This window comes from Pseudoalteromonas sp. NZS127, assembly GCF_015864805.1.
Lineage (GTDB): Bacteria > Pseudomonadota > Gammaproteobacteria > Enterobacterales > Alteromonadaceae > Pseudoalteromonas > Pseudoalteromonas nigrifaciens.
This window is the reverse complement of sequence record NZ_JADYWN010000031.1, coordinates 1-18,645: the sequence shown is the minus strand read 5'-3', so window position 1 is coordinate 18,645 and position 18,645 is coordinate 1. Positions and strand designations below refer to the sequence as shown.

At 39.5% G+C, this 18,645-nt stretch carries 18 protein-coding genes and 1 pseudogene; 5 read left to right on the top strand and 14 right to left on the bottom strand.

Going from position 1 to position 18,645, the window contains the following annotated elements; genetic code table 11:
* The 4 genes and pseudogenes from I6E78_RS17865 to I6E78_RS17850 form a co-directional block, all read right to left on the bottom strand.
* A pseudogene (locus tag I6E78_RS17865) lies at positions 1-688 on the bottom strand (hypothetical protein); the annotation flags it as partial.
* 443 nt (positions 689-1,131) lie between these two features.
* A complete protein-coding gene (locus tag I6E78_RS17860) occupies positions 1,132-1,524 on the bottom strand; it encodes an ACT domain-containing protein (RefSeq protein WP_182684558.1) in 393 nt (130 codons plus the stop codon).
* Positions 1,525-1,543: 19 nt separating this feature from the next.
* Positions 1,544-2,107: a DUF6942 family protein gene (locus I6E78_RS17855; RefSeq protein ID WP_197183053.1), complete on the bottom strand. Its 564-nt coding sequence runs from the start codon at positions 2,105-2,107 to the stop codon at positions 1,544-1,546.
* Position 2,108: 1 nt separating this feature from the next.
* A complete protein-coding gene (locus tag I6E78_RS17850) occupies positions 2,109-2,564 on the bottom strand; it encodes a YaiI/YqxD family protein (RefSeq protein WP_197183052.1) in 456 nt (151 codons plus the stop codon).
* A gap of 119 nt (positions 2,565-2,683) precedes the next feature.
* On the opposite strand from I6E78_RS17850, the gene I6E78_RS17845 reads away from it, so the two are divergent.
* A complete protein-coding gene (locus I6E78_RS17845; RefSeq protein ID WP_089369018.1) occupies positions 2,684-3,208 on the top strand; it encodes a lipocalin family protein in 525 nt (174 codons plus the stop codon).
* Between the two features lie 164 nt (positions 3,209-3,372).
* Here I6E78_RS17845 and I6E78_RS17840 read toward each other — a convergent pair whose 3' ends face one another.
* From I6E78_RS17840 to I6E78_RS17830, 3 genes are read right to left on the bottom strand one after another with little or no spacing between them, the layout of a single operon-like run.
* Positions 3,373-3,708: a DUF3325 domain-containing protein gene (locus tag I6E78_RS17840; RefSeq protein ID WP_197183051.1), complete on the bottom strand. Its 336-nt coding sequence runs from the start codon at positions 3,706-3,708 to the stop codon at positions 3,373-3,375.
* Positions 3,705-5,306 (bottom strand): PepSY-associated TM helix domain-containing protein, encoded by a 1,602-nt coding sequence (locus I6E78_RS17835; protein WP_193039032.1) that lies wholly within the window; start codon positions 5,304-5,306, stop codon positions 3,705-3,707. Before I6E78_RS17835 ends, I6E78_RS17840 begins: the two co-directional genes overlap by 4 nt.
* Positions 5,303-5,656, bottom strand: a complete 354-nt coding sequence (locus I6E78_RS17830) for a hypothetical protein (RefSeq protein ID WP_011329685.1) — start codon at positions 5,654-5,656, stop codon at positions 5,303-5,305. The genes I6E78_RS17835 and I6E78_RS17830 overlap by 4 nt, the downstream gene beginning before the upstream one ends.
* 204 nt (positions 5,657-5,860) lie before the next feature.
* Here I6E78_RS17830 and I6E78_RS17825 point away from each other — a divergent pair, with 204 nt between their 5' ends.
* Both I6E78_RS17825 and I6E78_RS17820 read left to right on the top strand, forming a co-directional pair.
* Positions 5,861-6,217, top strand: coding sequence for a VOC family protein (locus tag I6E78_RS17825; RefSeq protein WP_192532275.1), 357 nt, complete (start codon positions 5,861-5,863; stop codon positions 6,215-6,217).
* 156 nt (positions 6,218-6,373) lie between these two features.
* Complete coding sequence (locus I6E78_RS17820) at positions 6,374-6,946, top strand: uracil-DNA glycosylase family protein (RefSeq protein ID WP_226898081.1); 573 nt, start codon at positions 6,374-6,376, stop codon at positions 6,944-6,946.
* A 280-nt stretch (positions 6,947-7,226) separates the two neighbouring features.
* Here the strand turns inward: I6E78_RS17820 and I6E78_RS17815 are convergent, their stop codons facing one another.
* Entirely contained in the window at positions 7,227-11,282 is a 4,056-nt protein-coding gene (locus I6E78_RS17815; protein WP_197183050.1) for a DEAD/DEAH box helicase, read from the bottom strand.
* A gap of 180 nt (positions 11,283-11,462) precedes the next feature.
* Here I6E78_RS17815 and arfB point away from each other — a divergent pair, with 180 nt between their 5' ends.
* Positions 11,463-11,876, top strand: coding sequence for an alternative ribosome rescue aminoacyl-tRNA hydrolase ArfB (gene arfB, locus I6E78_RS17810; RefSeq protein ID WP_011329681.1), 414 nt, complete (start codon positions 11,463-11,465; stop codon positions 11,874-11,876).
* A gap of 225 nt (positions 11,877-12,101) precedes the next feature.
* Here arfB and I6E78_RS17805 read toward each other — a convergent pair whose 3' ends face one another.
* From I6E78_RS17805 to I6E78_RS17780, 6 genes are all read right to left on the bottom strand, one after another.
* Positions 12,102-13,151, bottom strand: a complete 1,050-nt coding sequence (locus I6E78_RS17805; protein ID WP_197183049.1) for a DUF2955 domain-containing protein — start codon at positions 13,149-13,151, stop codon at positions 12,102-12,104.
* A gap of 10 nt (positions 13,152-13,161) precedes the next feature.
* The gene (locus I6E78_RS17800) at positions 13,162-14,229 is read right to left on the bottom strand and encodes an HlyD family secretion protein (protein WP_179807978.1); all 1,068 of its coding nucleotides are present in this window, start codon (positions 14,227-14,229) and stop codon (positions 13,162-13,164) included.
* Positions 14,219-14,710 carry a MarR family transcriptional regulator gene (locus I6E78_RS17795; protein WP_086997207.1) on the bottom strand — a complete coding sequence of 164 codons (492 nt, stop codon included), beginning with the start codon at positions 14,708-14,710 and terminating at the stop codon, positions 14,219-14,221. Before I6E78_RS17795 ends, I6E78_RS17800 begins: the two co-directional genes overlap by 11 nt.
* Positions 14,711-14,941: 231 nt before the next feature.
* Positions 14,942-15,829 (bottom strand): spermidine synthase, encoded by an 888-nt coding sequence (locus I6E78_RS17790; protein WP_197183054.1) that lies wholly within the window; start codon positions 15,827-15,829, stop codon positions 14,942-14,944.
* A gap of 13 nt (positions 15,830-15,842) precedes the next feature.
* Positions 15,843-16,463, bottom strand: a complete 621-nt coding sequence (locus tag I6E78_RS17785) for a fused MFS/spermidine synthase (protein ID WP_089369011.1) — start codon at positions 16,461-16,463, stop codon at positions 15,843-15,845.
* A gap of 560 nt (positions 16,464-17,023) precedes the next feature.
* Positions 17,024-17,524, bottom strand: coding sequence for a lactoylglutathione lyase family protein (locus tag I6E78_RS17780; protein WP_011329672.1), 501 nt, complete (start codon positions 17,522-17,524; stop codon positions 17,024-17,026).
* Between the two features lie 104 nt (positions 17,525-17,628).
* Here I6E78_RS17780 and I6E78_RS17775 point away from each other — a divergent pair, with 104 nt between their 5' ends.
* Positions 17,629-18,513 carry a LysR family transcriptional regulator gene (locus I6E78_RS17775; protein WP_197183048.1) on the top strand — a complete coding sequence of 295 codons (885 nt, stop codon included), beginning with the start codon at positions 17,629-17,631 and terminating at the stop codon, positions 18,511-18,513.
* Positions 18,514-18,645: the final 132 nt, after the last annotated feature.

The window sequence follows — 18,645 nt, the reverse complement described above, 5'->3', positions numbered from 1 at the left end:
TTACGCTGGTATGCTCTGATGTTTCTGGTGTTGTTGCTGCCTTTGCTCTTATTGGGTTTAAGTCAACATATGCCATACAGGCGATTAATGCGGCTTCATCTAAGAGGGCTTGTGATTTAAAACGTCCCTCCCAAAACCGTCCGGTACAGTTATCTTCTTTATTAGCTCTGCGCGCAATGTCTTCATTTAATAAGCGCATAAACCAACTGATATTAGCTAAGCGTTCTCGGTATTCACNTCTGCGCGCAATGTCTTCATTTAATAAGCGCATAAACCAACTGATATTAGCTAAGCGTTCTCGGTATTCACTGATTGTTTCATTTAGAAAGAGCCATTCAATTTTACTTAGCTCTTCACCTTGCAGATATTTGTTAGTGAGTACAGTGCCTTTACAAAGCCTGTGCCACCGCTGAATAATGGCTTTATCGGTTAGTCGCTTGGCTTTTTTATCATCAACATAGAGTACTAAATGAGTGTGATTGCTCATTACTGCATACGCGCACACATCGATACAAAATACGTTAGCGAGGGCAAGTAATTTGCTTTCAACCCACCCTCTGCGATGTTCATACGATTGATTAGTAAAGTTGTCTACGCCGCATAAAAATGCACGGCGTACACAGCGCGAAATACAGTGATAGTATTTTGTATCGACCAAACTAACCTGACGTTTTCTTGCGATAGCCATGTGACACCCTGCTTAATTATTGCACTAAACAGAGCATAGTTAATTACACTGATATTACAAATATTAAGATGGGTGTCTGTTTAAAGAATTCTAGCCAGAGCTTAGTTAATCATGCTGATATTACAAATATTAAAATGGGTGTCATCTTAAAGAATTTTCTAAAAAGAGCATAGTTAATTACACTGATATTACAAATATTAGGGTGGGTGTCTGTTTAAAGAATTCTAGCCAGAGCTTAGTTAATCATGCTGATATTGCAAATATTAGGATGGGTGTCATCTTAAAGAATTTTTAGCGTCGCTTTTAAAAGCTTTAACATAAGAAAGTTACAAAACGCAGGTCGGTTAAGCTAAGCGCCACCCGAAGAACGAATGCCACCATCACTCAGATCATTGTATATCAACTTAAAATAGCTCTCATTTAACATTTAAAGCCAAGCTAGTCTAACCAATCTCTTTCAGCGCATTTAACGCTGCGTGGGCTTTATCTGCTTGTACAAAAATATGGTCGTGATAAAACGCAGCTACCACATTAGCGCTAATGCCATGCTCTGTCAGTTTGGCAGATACTGCCGCTGTTAAGCCTACAGCCTCAAGGCTGGAATGTACGTTAAGAGTAATTAAACTATATTTTCCCTCGTAAGTAATTCCTGCTTTATCGGCAGTTTCAGCTTTCAAAATAAGGGTTAGCCCTTCTTCTTCAACGTAAGTGGCCAGTGGGTTTAAATGAACATAATCGGCAAGTGAGCCTGCCAAACAGCAAAATATGTACTCACCTTGTTTAAGCACAGGCTGCATTGATTTTAATAATTCGTTTAACTCTAAAATTCCGGCCATGGTCGTTCCTTACAATGTGTTATTTAGTGACTTTTAGCTGCGCGACTAGCTCGCTAAGCCTCGCTATTTTTATATTACTTAGTTGCCTGTAATCAAAATACGGGCACACAATAATATTATTAATAGCGTCTATTGCAAACTCGTCATCGAGCCAATCAAACTGCGTTTGTAATTTACCGTGTTGGAGTAAATTTTTAGCGTGGGTGCGCCCGGCAATTATGTGCAGTTGGTTTTTATTGCTAGAAGCTTTATCTGCAGAAGTAATAGTAAGATTAGGCGCGCTAAACAGTAGGGCGGTTTTACTGTTTTTTTGAAGTAAAAATTCATCGCGATATTGCTGCCAAGTAGGCGCTTGTTTTGCAAATGAGTAATGCTCACTAGGCAGGGCAAACAATACTTTAGCGTATACGTTAAATACTTTACGCCAACCATTACCGCAATGTTGGTTTATAGTATTTATTTGCTCATTAATAACGGGCTCTAGGCTGTTGAGCGTTTCGAAGTAGGGCATTGGCGGGGCCTTTGCTACATACACCGCCACGTTAAATTGCTCGTCACCTAAACCAATTAACTGCTTGCTCAAATTAGCCTGCCTTATTTTGCGCTAAAATACGATCGAGATTATTAGCAAAGTTTTGGCGATCGGTTTGGCTAAGCGGCGGCGGCCCGCCACTCATTTCTACGCCGCTCGAGCGCATGGTATCCATAAAGTCGCGTACATTAAGTATTGAGCGAATATTCTCAGTAGTATAAAGCTCGCCACGCGGGTTGAGTGCTTGCCCGCCGTTGTCTATTACTTCACTGGCCAGTGGAATATCGCCGGTGATCACTAAGTCACCTTTAGCAATACGTTTTACTATTTCGTCATCAGCAATATCAAAACCCGAAGACACTTGTAAGCGGCTAATATATTTTGATGGCGGGATACGCATGGCATGATTAGCCACTAATATGGTTTCGGTTTGTGTGCGCTCAGCGGCCCTAAAAAGTATTTCTTTGATAACCACTGGACACGCGTCTGCATCTACCCAAATTTTCATGATTAAATCTTTAAATTGCTCTAGTATTTAATTGATCCTATAGCAATTTTTTTTAATCGGCTAGCAAACTTTATTATAGCTATTACGTAATATTAATAACCACTCAAAAAGGAGCTTAAATGAACAAAATAAAATATTTTTTACTCACCATTACACTATTTTCACTCAGTGCATGTACTAGTCCGCCAGAAGGGATCACTGCGGTTAAAAACTTTGACTTACAAAAATATCAAGGTAAATGGTACGAAATAGCACGGCTAAATCATTCGTTCGAAGAGGGTATGGAGCAGGTTACTGCTAACTATACTATTAATGACGATGGCACTGTAAAGGTAATTAATAAGGGCTATATTACTAAAGAACAACAATGGAAGAATGCTCAAGGCCTTGCAAAATTTGTGGGGGATTCTGACATAGGACATTTTAAAGTATCGTTTTTTGGTCCATTTTATGGGGCTTACGTTATTTTTGAACTTGAGCAAGCTGATTACCAATATGCATTTATAACGAGTTATAACAAAGATTACTTATGGTTTTTATCACGTACGCCACAGGTAGGCGATGAGTTAAAAGAGCACTTTTTAAAAACAGTTAAAGACTTAGGCTTTGCAACTGAGCAAATTATTTGGGTTAAGCAAAAATAAATGTAAAGGGGGTTTACAGTAAATACTTACCGCTAGAACAATTGTAATAACTATTTAAACTTAATGCTCGCAATAACTAAAATGGCAAGCAATGAGCTTACCATTTTAGTTATTTACTACTTATTTAAAACTACATTAGCAGATCAGTATTTTACTAACTTAGCCTAGTTTAATACTAAAAGTAGAGTAGTTAAGGCTGTTACAACCAAATTTAACACACTAAAAACTTTAACAAGCTGAGTTATAAAATTATAAAAAACCATTATAATTAAAGCACTTAGCGACATATAACCACAAAAAAGCAACGTACCATACCCGCCTTGATCATTCACACAAAGGAGCAGACTTAGTAAAATACTGATCCAAGCGGTAACTAGGAGGTATTTTCTTTGTAAATTAGTCGGCCGTTTTTTAAAAATATCTTTAAAATGATTAAATTTAGCCAACGCAAACGCGTTAAAAGCCAGCAAACAGAGGCTAAATTGTAATAACTCCATCATGCTTTTTGTCCTTTTAAGTCAGAACTAGTATTTTTTTTTATCGCTTTTGTAGTTGGCTTGGCAGTACGTAATTTTTCGGTTTGTATAAAAAACAATATGCCTGAGAGTATAAACAGCGCATCAAAGGTGAATAACGCCCACTGTTTATTTATTAAATAACTAACTATATTACCGTTAGTTGTTAGCGCATTAATTACAGGCACTGCTAAACAGGCTAAGCTATTTATTGCCGCCATAACTCGCCATTGCACTCTATCGCGCTTTATAAGCGCTACAATAGCCACCACAAGCCAGGTTAAAAAGAACGCCAACACTTCTTTATCAGCACGCCCGGCAACTTGTAGGCTAAGTACTCTATTAGCAATAAAAAACGCACAGGTAGCTAAAGGAAGCCCCATTAAAGTAGCTAGGTTTAATCCTTCGACTAATTTTAAGCCAAACGATGGATGCGCATTTTTTTTCATTCGCTCACGTAAGCGTTTTGCCCACATAATGCAGCCAGAGGCAATCATTACACAACCCGCAATACCTCCTAAAAAGTAGAGCCAACGTAGTAAGGGTTCGGCTAAGCGCCCGGTATGCATTGAGTTTAACGATTCATAAAGCGCTTTACCTGCACTTAGTTCTTCATCGGTTTGGGCTACTAACTCCCCTGTGGCGCCACTAAATATTAACCGCGGCGTTTGGTCACGAAATGCTTTTTGTGGGCTAACTAGTACAGTGATAGTTGATGCTGCCATATTAGGATTACTTACCTGTACACGGCGAATATCAGCATTTGGCCACTTAGTATAAAGTTGATCTAAAATGCTATTTACTTTTACCATAGGCGCTGCACCCTGCGCTTTGTCAGTTACATTATTACGCGGTGTAACATCATTAAAAAAGTCTCGCATACCTTTGTCGTAACTAGTTTCTGCCGGGTAAGGAAACAGCATAAAGATTAAGGTAATTAACCCAGTGTAGGTAATCATTAAATGAAAGGGCAGGGCTAATACTGAGCTTATATTATGAGCGTCGAGCCATGTACGGCTGCCTTTATTGCGCCTAAAGGTAAACATATCTTTAAAAATACGCTTGTGGATCACCACCCCCGACACAATGGCAATCAGCATAAATAAACTTGCAAAACACACAATCCAGCGCGCTGTAATAACATCTATGTAATGTAAATCAAAATGCAGGCGATAAAAAAAGTTACCGCCTTTGGTTTCTCTAAAAGGTGCAAGCGGCTGCATAGTATTTGGATCTAATTGCGTGTCTTCAAATTTACTTCTACGCTGGCCCGGCTCTTTAGGTTTTGCAAAGCCGTAGGTTAAGTAAGGTACGCGTTGTTCAGGAAGTGTTATACGCCAATTTGGAGCATTGCTTGCTTGAGCGTTTAGGTAATCAAAACCTGTAATTATTTGCTGTTTTTGGGCACTTATACGATCAGTTTGCGCTTGAATATTATGAATTTCGGGCTGATTCCATAAACTCATTTCGTCTCTAAAAAAGCTCAACGTACCAGAAAAAAAGATCAAATAAAGTAACCAACACACTAATAACCCAACCCAGGTATGTAACCAGGTCATTGAACGAAAAAAACTATCCTTCATACCCAACCCTTTATTAGTGCTAATAAACTTAATTGTGCTGCAGTAGCTAGTAAAATACTGATCCATACTGTTTTTAATGACTTAACATAAAAAGCGTAAATAAATACCAGCGTATAAATTAAAATACTTAACGACACGCTCATCAAAACTGCATCCGCTTTATTTAGTGGCAAAATAGCGCTCAGTAGCGAACAGCTCACCGCAGTAAAAAAGTAGCCACCGACAATGGCAATAAAAAAGCGTAAACACACTTTAAAAGCATAACTAAAACGGCTTATGTGCTGAAATATCAAAAGCGGCTTTAATAAAAGCAGCTTAGTTGACCCTAAACTAAGTGATGAAGCCTGCATAATGAGTCAATCCCTTAAATATGGCGAAAAATAAAAGTGCTATTATATAGTTTATGAATGCAAAAGATAGTGATTCCTATTTGCATGCGTAAATTAACTTTAACTTAGTATAATATTGATCCCAAATACGCTTAAGCGCCTTGCTTGGTAGTTAACTTAGGTTTATGGTTAATTTACCCTTTAAAAATAGTAAGTAGAATAATGATGAATAATCACGAAAAGCTAAACTATGTAGAGTTTCCAGCCGCTAATTTAACCGCAACTAAAGCGTTTTTTAGCCAAGTTTTTAATTGGCAATTTACCGACTACGGCCCAGACTACTCGGCTTTTAGCGGGCAAGAGCTTAATGGTGGGTTTTACCAATCGCCGTTAAAATCGAGTACTGAAGAGGGTGGGGCGCTATTGGTTTTTTACAGCAGCGATATTCATGCAACACAAAGAAAAGTAACCTTATACGGCGGTAAAGTAATTAAACCTATTTTTGAATTTCCTGGCGGTTGTAGGTTTCATTTTACCGAGCCAAGCGGTAATGAGTTTGCAGTATGGGCTGAAAAACACTAGGTTATATAACAGGTTAAGTGCATAACCAGTAATAGATCACTATTATACTAACTAGTAGTTAGGCACGCTAAAATAAACCGATTTTTTACCAACTCAATACCACAAATAACGAATAGAGGCCTAAATTTGAGTGAAAAACAGTCAAAAAAGATAGAATTGAATGAATTAGTAGCTCAAGTTAGTAAATGCGTGATCTGCGAGCCGCAATTACCGTTAGGAGCGCGCCCCGTTATACAATTTAACCCTAACGCCCGAATATTAATTGCAGGCCAAGCGCCCGGTATAAAAGTACACCAAAGCGGTATACCGTTTAACGATCAAAGCGGTGAACGCCTAAGGCAGTGGTTAGGGCTTACTAACGATCAGTTTTATGATGCCAATAACATTGCAATTTTACCTATGGGGTTTTGCTATCCGGGTAAAGGCAAGTCGGGCGATTTACCACCACGTAAAGAATGTGCCCCAGCTTGGCGCGCGCAGCTTTTAGCCGCCTTGCCTAATTTACAGCTCACTATTGTGCTAGGTAAGTATGCTCAGGCTTATCATTTACCCGACACTAAAAAGCTACCGCTTACTGAGTTAGTAAAATCGTGGCGTGACTATTGGCCAAGCCATTTAGTACTACCACACCCCAGCCCGCGTAATAATATTTGGCTTAAAAAGAATCCTTGGTTTGAACAGGAGGTACTGCCAGAGTTAAAAAAACGCGTAGCAGAGGTATTATTGTAGGCAAGTAGCTTGTTGCCGCGCACACCTAATGCAAACATTTAAATAATTATATTTTCGTTGAAAATATTGCGCCAGCAAGCTTAGCGCCTACGAGTAAAACCAAGTACGTTTGCTTTTGTCTACTCATATTACGCGTATCTAATGCAAACATTTAAATAATTATATTTTCGTTGAAAATATCGCGCCAGCAAGCTTAGCAACTTCGAGTAAACCTATGGCTGTGCTTAAATTTTATTGTAAGTGCGACTTTAAATCGCACTTAGTACTAAACGCTTTATTTTTACTGATTTTGCAACAAAGACAATAACTGATCTTTTGATAATTGCCCGGTGTTGCTGCTGCCGCTGAGCACTTTGTCGGCAAGGGCTTGTTTGTGCTCATGCAGTTGCAGTATTTTTTCTTCTATGGTGTTTTGCGCAATTAAACGATACACGGTTACAGGGCGTGTTTGCCCTAAGCGGTGCGCTCTGTCGGAGGCTTGCTGCTCAACCGCGGGGTTCCACCAAGGATCTAAGTGCAGCACATAGTCGGCGGCAGTTAAATTAAGCCCGGTGCCGCCAGCTTTTAAACTAATTAAAAATAAAGGCGCCTCACCTGCCTGAAACTTATCAACCTGTTGCTTGCGTTTGTTGCTGCTCATGCTGCCATCAAGGTAACAATATGCTATACCGCGTTTTTTTAGTCGCTGTTCAACTAATTTAAGTACATCAACAAACTGGCTAAAAATAAGTGCTTGGTGATCATTTTCAAGTAATTCTTCAATTATTGCTTCGGCGGTGTCGAGTTTACTTGACGGTAACTTACTGTTTTCAATTAATAACTGCGGAGCAATACACGCGCGGCGCAATTTAGTTAATGACGCCAATATAGTAATGTATTGGCTGTCTTCTTGGCTGGCTTGCTCAAGCGCGTTTAAGCGAGTGGCTTCGTAAAGAGCTTGCTCTTTATCGCTGAGCGCAAAAGTAAGGTTTATTTCGGTTTTATCGGGTAACTCGGTAAGTACCGTTTTTTTATTACGGCGTAAAATAAACGGCGCAATTAATGTTTTTAACGTATCAGCCTGCTGCTGATTTTTATCGGCATTACCAAAGCGCTTTTTAAACTCAGCTAATGAATGTAAAAAACCCGGCATTAAAAAGTTAAATAGGCTCCACAGTTCACCTAAATGATTTTCGATAGGTGTGCCCGAAAGCGCAACTTTAAACTGGCCATTAAGTGCAAAAGCAGCTTTAGCGCGAAGGCTTAATGGATTTTTAATGGCTTGTGCTTCGTCTAGTACAATATTGGCAAATTCGTACGCAGCTAATTGATCCCCTATTAAAGGTAATAAGCCATAACTAACAATTACTAGGTCATTAGCGGTAGCACCGGCTAGCACCTCATCAGTTGCGGCTGCATTATCAATAGTTTTAATATTGAGGGTAGGGGTAAATCGCGCAGCCTCTACCTGCCAGTTATGACATACCGATTTTGGCGCTATAACTAAGCTGGCACCTAAAGCACTGCGCATTTGTAATACGTTGAGTGTTTGTAGCGTTTTACCTAAGCCCATATCATCGGCTAAACAGGCATTTAACCCCCAGTTAGCCAGTTGCATTAACCATTTTACGCCAACCACTTGGTAGTCGCGTAATATATTAACTAAATACGCGGGTAATACAGGTTCACTTGGGCGCTCAAATTTAGCTAAGCGCTGTTGCCAGTTTGCACCAAAGCTAACATCACTCAATTCTGCAGCACTGTGATACAAAGGAAGAGCGCGCGCATTAGCAATACGAAGTTGATCGTCGGGGGCGTTTTTAGTTTTACTTTGCATGCCCTCTAAGCGATTTAATAAGTTAGTTAGGCGCTGATCTAATAATAACGAGTTATTTTCGTCAAACTCTATAATACTGCCACGACGCGGGGCTTTAAGGAGTGTTTGCAAAGCAATAATTTGACCATCGGGAAGCGATAATTTACCACTAACACTGAGCCAATCGTTATCATCATTTAAATTAAGAGAAAGGTGCTTACTATTGGCAACCTTCATACCTTGGGCGTTTTCATCCCAACTTAATACTAGTGCGTTGTCTTTTTGCGCGGCCTCTAATTGTATTATGGCTTGGCTAATATCTTCTGGTAAATAAAACTGCTGATGCGCGCTGTTATACTGCGGATGCTCTTGATCGGCAAATACGCCAGCTAAATTACTAAGTAGGTTTTTTAAAGCGCGTTTTTCTGCTTTTAAATCACGTTTTACAACGCTGTTATCGGCTTGCTCGTTATCGCTATAGGCTAAGGTTATTGCGCCTATTGCGGGCTCAACCCATGGGCCGTCAACACCAAATGGCATAGTATAAAAGTTAACGTCTATACCCATTGGGGTTAACTTAATTACTGCGGCTAAATCAACAAGCCCTTGGCGCACGTTATTAACCGCAGAAAACTCGCTGCGGCTACTGCTAATATAATGATCCTCCGACAAGGCCTCTAATGCCGCATTAAGTTGTGGCAGTTTTTCTTCTGTTAAGTTATTAGGTTGCTGAGCAAGCAAGCTATTTAGTTTGTGTTGTTTGTCGTCTACTACAAATACTTGGTAACTATTCGCGTGGCTGTGGGTAAGTAAAAAGTCGCCGTCTATGTCGGTAATTTTAGGCTGTATAATTAATTGGTAACAGTCGTTAATATTTTGCCCAATTTCAATTATAAACTCACCTTTGTTAAGCGTAACTAAGTTACCTTTAATGTCTTCAAGCCCTTTGAAGTTAATTAGCGCTTGCAACACTGCGCTGGTTGCTTGTACTTCACTGTAACCAAAGCCCGCATGATTACTAATTACTTGCACTAAATTATGATCGGCTGGGCTAAGTAAATGTCGGTATTGATCATCGTCAAGATCATAAATATTTACTTTACGGCCTTTAGTCCATTCGCCTTTGCTGTTGTGTTTTTGCACTTTAGCTTGAATAAGTGGCAGGTCTAAATGGGTAAGGTCGAGCTGCCAAACTAGGCGCTCATTTTGCGCTGGAGTGTCTATTTTGCTTATTTCATTTAACCAACGCTGCCATTGTGGCACGCGTTTAAAATGCTGTAATAAACCGGTATCTGGCAATGGCGTATCGTGCGTTAGCCAATTTGCTAAATGCGTGCATTGCTCACCTAGCCAGTGCTGATGCTGTTGGCTTGAATGAATTAATTGGCTCAGCAGTTTACTGTTGTCTCTAAGGGTATTAATTTGCTCTTCGCTGCCGTGCTTTATTAACGCCAGTAATAGGCAAAAAAGAGGCGCTAGTGCGTTTGGGTTTGCCTGTAGGTTTGCAATCGTATCGTGTAGTAAGCGCTGCTCAAAACTTATTACTTGTTCGGGTGCTAGTAACAAAAATTCAATGGCTTGCGTTGTACTACTGAGCTCGCCGAGTTGTTTGTTATACCAATTTTTATGTGTTTTTAGCTGTTTTAAATCAGCTTCTGTACCACTGGCATATAAACACACCATATACAGTAAACCGCTTATTTCACACGGATAGCTACCCTTAACAAAGGTTTTACGATAAAGCGTTAACCCCGTTTTAAATTGTTGCAGCGCTAATTCTAAATGAGTGCCGTCAATGGCAAGGCTATTAGCCTGACTAAATATTGCTAAGTTACTGTGCGACTTATCAATGAGTAGTTCATTATAGTCAGGTTGTTGCAGCAGCGTAGCTAAGCTTTCGTTTAAATAAATTCGCTTACTTGGCTCAATAGCAGTTGCAGTACTTTTTACTATTGATGGCCATGAATGCTCAGCTGTTAGATTAAAAAACTCACCGCGAATAAAATGCTCTAAACATATTTGTTGCCACTGCGCGGGTAAAGCTAACCAAAGCTGCTTACTGTATTTTGATTGTGCTAGTAAATTAATAAAGTGATGATCAATTTCAGGCTCTGCAGATGACGCTAACGGTGAGCCTTCACTTTTTTCAATGCTATTAAATAGTTCAAACATAAACATTAAAGCACTGTCGTTAAAGCGGTATATGGTGGTTATTTGCGTTAAAAAGTTTTTAATTAAGCCAGGGCAGTACTCTAACAAACTTACAATTGCATATACGATGGCATCAATAGAAAGTTTATGATTTTGCCTAAACGGTTGCTCCCAAACCAGTGATTGTTCTTCTAACTCGCGGGTAATTTTTTTTACTTCGGCGAGTGAAAACGAATACCCGTTTATAAAATGATTAAATAGCAGTTTAGAAAATAGCTGAGGCGAATTTTGGTAGCTGTAAGATGAAGAACTTAAAAGTAAACTTAATAAAACACAAAGCTTTTTTTGATCATCAATCGTGGTTACTGGGGCAAAAGTAGATAAAGACATAAAACACTAAAATAAACACAAGATAACTGAGTATATACTCCCGCGCCTTTAGGTTACAACCTAAAGGGCTGCTTAACCGTTAAGGGTTAAATTTACGCCAATTAATAGCTGCTTACCTTGATTTGGGTATAGTTAATTACAAATGGTATACTAGATTTTTATAAAAACTAGCTGAGTCTAATGTTAACTATTTCAAATACCGTGACCATTGATGAATGGGAAGTCGAATTAACCGCAGTTCGCTCGCAAGGTGCCGGTGGACAAAACGTTAATAAAGTAGCCAGCGCTATCCATCTTCGTTTTGATATTAACCGCTCTAAATTACCCGACTTTTATAAAGAACGTTTACTTGCACTAAACGACAGCCGCATAACCAAAGACGGCGTATTAATAATAAAAGCGCAAAGCCACCGCACACAAGAGCTTAATCGCGAAGATGCATTTAAACGCTTAAAAGATCTAATTATTAGCGCAACTAAAGTAAATAAAGCCCGCAGAGCCACTAAACCGAGCCGTAATTCGCAGCGTAAACGCATGGATAAAAAAACCAAACACGGCCAAACCAAAGCGTTACGCGGCAATATTAAGCTTTAAAAGTAAGGCGTTAAGCTTGCTGACGCGCGGGCGAAGCCCGAATATTTTCTTGATATAAGACTTCTTCTTTTTCTGATATCTATTTTATATGCGTCTGTTTTTTGTGTAATAGCCCATTAAGTAAATTATTCACAAAAAAGGGATGAGGCGCTGCGCTTTAAAGAAGAAAGGGAAGTGGGCTGCAAGCTCAGCGCTTGTAACCCAAAATCAGCATCGATGTTAACGCTAATCGTAGGTATGATGGCGTGTAGTATTAAATTTATTTAATAATCTATGCATCGCATATACCGCACTTAAGCTAATAACAACAGCCACTGTCACAGAACTAAACCTATACAGCGCACTGTAAATCAAGTCTTGCCCCGGGGCTAACGACTGCCCAAATAAAATACCAAACGTGGTTAAAACACCAAAGCCAATGCCCGGCGGCCCCCCACCTAAAATATGAAAACGACTAAATATAAACGATAAAATCCACAACACAATAACAGGAAACAGTAAAAAGTCGGTATGGGTGTATAAAAATAGCTGCGACAAAAGTGCGGCATTACAGCCTATAAGCGTGCCAATTATACGCTGCCAACTGGCTATGCCTGCGGCTTTCCAGCATAACGAAAATAAAATTAAAATAGATGCCGCCTGCGCCGAAATAGAGTCTTGTAAATCCAGTGCCTGAAAAACAATAAACGATAACGTAGCCACGCTTGAGCACAACAGCACTTCGTGACGAATACTTGCTTTATCTTTTGTTGGCACTGCACGCCCAGGGCGCGCAGTAACATCGGGAAATAAACCATGCATCAATGCTGCAATTACTACAGTTAAAATAATGGCTATACCGTTACTTAAAATAAGCGGATAAATACTGCTACTACCAGTTACGTAGCTGGCAAAGTGTAATTGAATCGATAAACTAACCGCACCTAAGGCACCAAACAAAAAGCCACTTCCGCTACTCATTTGGTAAAATAAAATACAAAAGCAGGCAAATACAATCAGTACCATAAGCACCGGCAAGTGCGAAAATAACCCCTGCAATACAAGTACAACAAACGCACTAAACGCAGCACTGGCAAAAAACTGCCTAACCACAGATTTATTTAACGTTGGCACTAAACCTAATAGCAACATGGGGTAAACAGTAAAAAAAATCCCATTTGGCCAGTTCATTAATTTACTAATAGCAAACCCTAACGTGCACCCGCCGGCAATACGCAGCGCTTGGCGTAGGCCGTTAGAGTCAAGTTGTGGAGACTGGCTAATTTTTTGACTCATTTTGCCTCCACTAATAAATGTAATGTAACCAGCTAATAAAACGTATTTGTGATGCGCCTAACCATTGTCCAAATTTTGACTCTGGAAGTAGTTGCACCGTAGCACGCGCGCCACTAGGCATATTAGCAATTAGCGCTTGATCGTTTTTTAATAACTGCAAATGAATACGTTGGCGCTGTGCGTCGCGTACCCAACGGTTACTGGTTTCGGTAGTGCTTAGCAAGCCATTGGCACTTAATTGGCCATCGCTTACACCCGCTTCAAAGGTACTAATTTTTGCGTCGTATACTTCACCGGGGCGGCTATCAAAAACCACTTTTGCTAAACTACCTGGGTGCATATTAAGCAGTGATTTTTCACGAAAGTCGGCTACTAAATCAGCCTTTTTAGCCACAATAGCTAACAAAGGTTGGCCACTAAGAGCATAAGCACCGTCAAGTAATTGCAAGTTGGCAACCACACCATCGCTTAAAGCACGTACTTGTGTGTACGATAAGTTAAGCTCAGCTTGCGCTAACTGATTCGCTCCATGGCGCAGCGCTAAGTTATCCTCCCCTGATGTGCCACGCGCTAAAACAGCTTCGGCTAATTGCGCTTCAAAAGCCGCTACGTTTGATTTACTTGCAGCAAAATTAGCCCGAATACTCTCCAGCTCTTGTTCCGATATAGAGTTTTGCTTATAGAGCTTTTCGCCTCTACTTTTTAATAAGCTTTGCTCATGTTGTTTTGCTTTAGCTGCACTAATTTGTGCCTCAAGCGCTTTAACATTCGTATCAAGGCGTTTATTTTGTAATTTGGCATCATCGAGGGTTAGTTTAGCTTGTTCAACAGCCAGTAAGTAAGTGCTTTGATCTATCTCAAACAATATATCGCCAGCCTTTACCGGTTGGTTATTGCTAACTAACACCTTAGTAACACGGCCACTTATTTGCGGTGAGATTTGTACTACTGGGTGGTAAACACGCGCTTGTGGCGTTACTGGCAGCCAAATATCGGCTATAACATAGTATAAAAACACTAAAATGAATCCAACGAGTGAAAGCCTCACATAGCGCGCAAATTTTTGATCAGGTGTCATTGTTAACCTTATTAGAACTGTGATATTTAATATAATTTTTTGCGTTGTCTTCCATTTTAATTAAACCATGAGCCATTGCATCTAACTGCTCATCGTTTAGTCCATTATAAAGCTGATTTTTAATATCAGTGATCTGTGCCTCTACCGCCTTTAATATATTGCGGCCTTGCTCTGTAAAATAAATTTTTTTACTGCGCTTATCGTGCTTATCAACTTGACGGGTAATAAGAGTAAGCTCTTCGAGTTGCTTAAGGGTACGCGTAAGCGACGGCATTTCTATGCCTAAACTATGCGCCAACGCTTGTTGAGTTACCCCTTCTTTAAGCATATTTATATGCACCAAAGCAATCCAACGCGATTGAGTTAAGCCTAGCGGCTCAACGGCAACTGTAACAACTTCTCGGCATAATCTATGCACTCGACCCATACTGCCACACAAGGTTAAATCGAGTGTTTCATGAAAAGGAACCGGTTTAGACATTTCAACCTCTAACTACTTAGCATGCTAAGCACTTTACCATTAGTTAGCATGCTAAGTAAATATTTAGCTAGGGTTTAGTAAAGGTTTAGCCGCTAAAACACTAGGGGTTGTTGATCTTTTAAGATTTAATTTGCAGCGTTATATTTGGTTTTAGGTAAGGCAGAGCCTGTGTAGTGTGGTTACTCCCATAAAAAGGCGGTAACCACACATAAATACCAAACACGCCCTAGGCTAAAAGTTGAGTAGGTTAGCAGGGGAGTATTGATCGGTAAGGACTTTTATATTTTCAGGCCAATCGTGATTATTTTTTGTAAAGTGCAGCATTTGGCTAATAGCTTTAATATTTACACCGTAAGGCAATAGCAGGGGGGTTAACTCATTTACGCGTTTATTTATATGCGCTTGGGTAAGGGTACTTTTATTGCCGGCTAAAATAATACGATTACTGTGGTTTTTTCGGCTAACGTTAATAAAGTCGCCAAAAACAGCGTTATAAGTGGCCGACTCGTGCTCGTACAGTTTGCTCGATGAAAACGTATTGGCCGCAATAACGCCGTCACTCGCAAGCACACTTTTTAACTCTTCAAAAAACTCTTTAGTTAGTAAATGCTCGGGAATGTAGTCGCCATTAAATGCATCTAAAATTATCCAATCAAACTGCTGTTTTTTAAGCGCCGCACGTTTTATAAAAATACGACCGTCTTGTACTTTTGCCGTTACCTTAGTACTTTCTTTAAAATTAAAGTAATCGCGGGCCACTTTAATTACCGCAGGATCTATTTCAATATTTTCGATTATTGCCTTAGGGTAAAGCTCTGAAATGGTGTTAGACAAAGTGCCACCGCCTAAACCAATAATAAGTACTTTTTTAGGATCTTCTATTAGCAACAAGCTTGAAAACACCAATTTAGTGTAATTAAAAACTAACTTTTTTGGCTCGTTAATATACATGCAACTTTGACTACTTTGGCTAGATTTTTCATCAAACTTTAAACAGCGTAAATTACCGGTTTCTTCCACTAATATATTACGATAAAGCGAGCGCTCGCTATGTATTGTTTTAGCCACACTTAAGTGTGAAAACAACAAGCTTAATAACATCAGCACATATAAAACCATGTAAAAATTGCTTTTATGCATAACGACGCTCCGCTAAAAATAGTTTATTTACCAGTATGGCTAGTAAGCCTAATACCGCTAAAGTTAAGGCAAAACCAATTATTATGGCATTTACGTCAAACGCGAGCACCATATAAAATGAGGTAATAATAGTGCCTAGTGCGCTGCCCAAGGTACTTACAAAATATAACCCGCCAGCAACTTGGCCGCTGTGTTCGCTGTCGGTAACTAAAAGCCGAACCGAGTAAGGGGAGATCATGCCCAATATAATAGTAGGAACAAAAAATAATGCCGTAGAGGCGAGTAACGAGCCATAGCGGCTGTCTTCAATGTGAGTAAAAATAAATTCCATTATCGGGTTAGCAAATAACGCAATGGGCAACACCATAATGCTTGCCAGTAAAAAAATACTCCCGTACTTGGCTAGGCTAGGGCGCTTAATTGACAATTTACCGCCAAGTAAATAACCAAACGATAGGCTCAGCATAAATACCGTAATTATACTGCCCCAAATATGTACGCTACTACCAAAAAACGGCGCTAAAATACGCCCACCTAATAGCTCAATTCCCATAATACTAAAGCCACTACTAAAGGCCAAAAAGTAAATAAGTGCATTGGTTTTGTTTAACATTTTATAATTCTTATCGTGTTATTTTTGTCCATATTAACGTGATGCTCAATAACTGGCTATGCTTTATTTTTATACTGTAAAGGGCGTTTACAGTACTGCCCCAAATGAAGCAGCTAAGGCAACCAACTAAAACCCAATTAAGTAGACACCCACTTTATAATTTATCAATTACCTAAACACCCATCTTAAAAACCAGTGATTATTTAACTAAGAATAGTTTTGTTCAAATACTGACAATAAGTGTGGGTGTTTGTTTAACTATTAACTATTAAGTAGACACCCACTTTAAAAACCAGTGATTATTTAACCAAGAATAGTTTTACTCAAATATTGATAATAAGTGTAGGTGTCTACTTAACTCTCTATCTGAAATAATTATCTAGACACCTAACTATCTGAATACCCACTTTAAAACCAGTGAATATTTAACTAAGAATGGCTTTGTTCAAATACCCTAAATTCGGATAATAAGTGTGGGTGTCTACTTAATTTTAGGCAATAAAAAAGCTGCAGTAGCTCACTGCAGCCTTTATATATTTAAATACTAGCTACACACTAACTTAGTATGCACCGGCGCTATAAATAAGTTCGTAGCTGTGGCTGTATATTTCTAGGATATTACCAAACGGGTCTTCCATATAGATCATGCGGTATGGTTTTTCACCTGGGTAGTAGTAACGTGGCTCGGCCATACGTTTTTTACCACCGGCTGCTACAATACGCTCTGCTAGGCCTTCAACATCTGGGTCTTGCACACAAAAATGAAAAATACCGGTTTTCCAATATTCAAAGTTATCTTTTGGGTTTTCTTGGTTTTTAAATTCAAAAATTTCTACACCAATACGATCGCCTGTAGATAAGTGCGCTATTTTAAATTTTTCCCATTTTTCACCAAACACTTCAGTACACATTTCGCCTATTGGGCTTTTGTCTTCGAGTATTTCGGTTGGCTCCATAATAGTGTACCAACCCATAACTTGGGTATAAAACTCTACTGCTTTTTCAACGTTTGGTACCGAAATACCAATATGCGAAAAACTACGTGGATAGGTATGACTCATAATAATGTTCCTGCTTATCTTGTTACTGGTTAATGCGTTTAGTTTACGAAGCCAGTTAAATTAAGTAAAATAATCATTAATCATCATTTTGAGTACATTTTGTAATGATAAATCCCATATGGTTAAATACGTTTTGTACTTTGGTTGAGGTAAACCACTTTACGCAAACAGCCGATCGCCTCCACATGACCCAGTCGGGTGTAAGCCAACACATTAAAAAATTAGAGCAGCACGTTAACTGTGCTTTGCTAGAAAGACACGGCAAACAGTTTTCGCTTACTGTGCATGGGCAAAATCTATATCAACAAGGCAGTTTATTACTTAAAGAGTGGCAGTTTTTAGAGCAGCAATTAAAAGACGACTCGCCTTACAGCGGTAAAGTAAAAATACAGTCGCCTGGTAGTTGTGGATTGCAGTTTTATAGCCAGTTATTAGCTTTGCAAACAAAGCACCAAGGGCTGAATATTGACTACCGCTTTGCGCCAAATATAAGTGTTGAGCAGGCTGTAGCTAACCATAATGCCGACATTGGTTTTTTAACCCAAGCCCCCACACTTAGCGAAGTAACCAGCCATAAAATAGGTACAGAGCCGTTACTATTAGTTACCCCTGCACATATTAAAACCCCAACATGGCAAGCTTTATGTGAACTTGGCTTTATTGCTCACCCCGACGCTAAACACCATGCGCAACTTTTGTTGAGCGAAAACTACCCGCAGTTTGAACATTTAGAGCAAATAAAACACACCGGTTTTTCTAATCAAATTAGTTTAATACTGGAGCCGGTAAGCTTAGGCCTGGGCTTTACTGTGTTACCTGCGCATGCAATAAGTGCGTTTAATAAGCCTAAACTTATACAAACTCATTATTTGGCAAACCCTATAAGTGAAAATATTTACGTGTGCCACCATCGCAACAGGCCATTAGCAAAACGTATGCATACAGTAATTAGCACATTGACATCCTCCACCACCTCGCCAAGCGCCTGAAAAAGTTCAGGAAAGGAGGGGGATTCCGATTAGTTTAAAACCATCGGGGCCTTGTGATCACTCATAAGGCAAGTTCCTGCTTCAACAAGCTGACTAATGTCAATCTCTCCACAGGCTAGAACGCGATGACCT

What these genes read in the sequence shown, in the direction of transcription:
- I6E78_RS17860 (WP_182684558.1), bottom strand. Translation starts at nt 1,524, where the DNA reads ATGGCCGGAATTTTAGAGTTAAACGAATTATTAAAATCAATGCAGCCT.
- I6E78_RS17850 (WP_197183052.1), bottom strand. Translation starts at nt 2,564, where the DNA reads ATGAAAATTTGGGTAGATGCAGACGCGTGTCCAGTGGTTATCAAAGAA.
- I6E78_RS17845 (WP_089369018.1), top strand. Translation starts at nt 2,684, where the DNA reads ATGAACAAAATAAAATATTTTTTACTCACCATTACACTATTTTCACTC.
- I6E78_RS17840 (WP_197183051.1), bottom strand. Translation starts at nt 3,708, where the DNA reads ATGATGGAGTTATTACAATTTAGCCTCTGTTTGCTGGCTTTTAACGCG.
- I6E78_RS17835 (WP_193039032.1), bottom strand. Translation starts at nt 5,306, where the DNA reads ATGAAGGATAGTTTTTTTCGTTCAATGACCTGGTTACATACCTGGGTT.
- I6E78_RS17830 (WP_011329685.1), bottom strand. Translation starts at nt 5,656, where the DNA reads ATGCAGGCTTCATCACTTAGTTTAGGGTCAACTAAGCTGCTTTTATTA.
- I6E78_RS17825 (WP_192532275.1), top strand. Translation starts at nt 5,861, where the DNA reads ATGAATAATCACGAAAAGCTAAACTATGTAGAGTTTCCAGCCGCTAAT.
- I6E78_RS17815 (WP_197183050.1), bottom strand. Translation starts at nt 11,282, where the DNA reads ATGTCTTTATCTACTTTTGCCCCAGTAACCACGATTGATGATCAAAAA.
- arfB (WP_011329681.1), top strand. Translation starts at nt 11,463, where the DNA reads ATGTTAACTATTTCAAATACCGTGACCATTGATGAATGGGAAGTCGAA.
- I6E78_RS17805 (WP_197183049.1), bottom strand. Translation starts at nt 13,151, where the DNA reads ATGAGTCAAAAAATTAGCCAGTCTCCACAACTTGACTCTAACGGCCTA.
- I6E78_RS17800 (WP_179807978.1), bottom strand. Translation starts at nt 14,229, where the DNA reads ATGACACCTGATCAAAAATTTGCGCGCTATGTGAGGCTTTCACTCGTT.
- I6E78_RS17795 (WP_086997207.1), bottom strand. Translation starts at nt 14,710, where the DNA reads ATGTCTAAACCGGTTCCTTTTCATGAAACACTCGATTTAACCTTGTGT.
- I6E78_RS17790 (WP_197183054.1), bottom strand. Translation starts at nt 15,829, where the DNA reads ATGGTTTTATATGTGCTGATGTTATTAAGCTTGTTGTTTTCACACTTA.
- I6E78_RS17785 (WP_089369011.1), bottom strand. Translation starts at nt 16,463, where the DNA reads ATGTTAAACAAAACCAATGCACTTATTTACTTTTTGGCCTTTAGTAGT.
- I6E78_RS17780 (WP_011329672.1), bottom strand. Translation starts at nt 17,524, where the DNA reads ATGAGTCATACCTATCCACGTAGTTTTTCGCATATTGGTATTTCGGTA.
- I6E78_RS17775 (WP_197183048.1), top strand. Translation starts at nt 17,629, where the DNA reads ATGATAAATCCCATATGGTTAAATACGTTTTGTACTTTGGTTGAGGTA.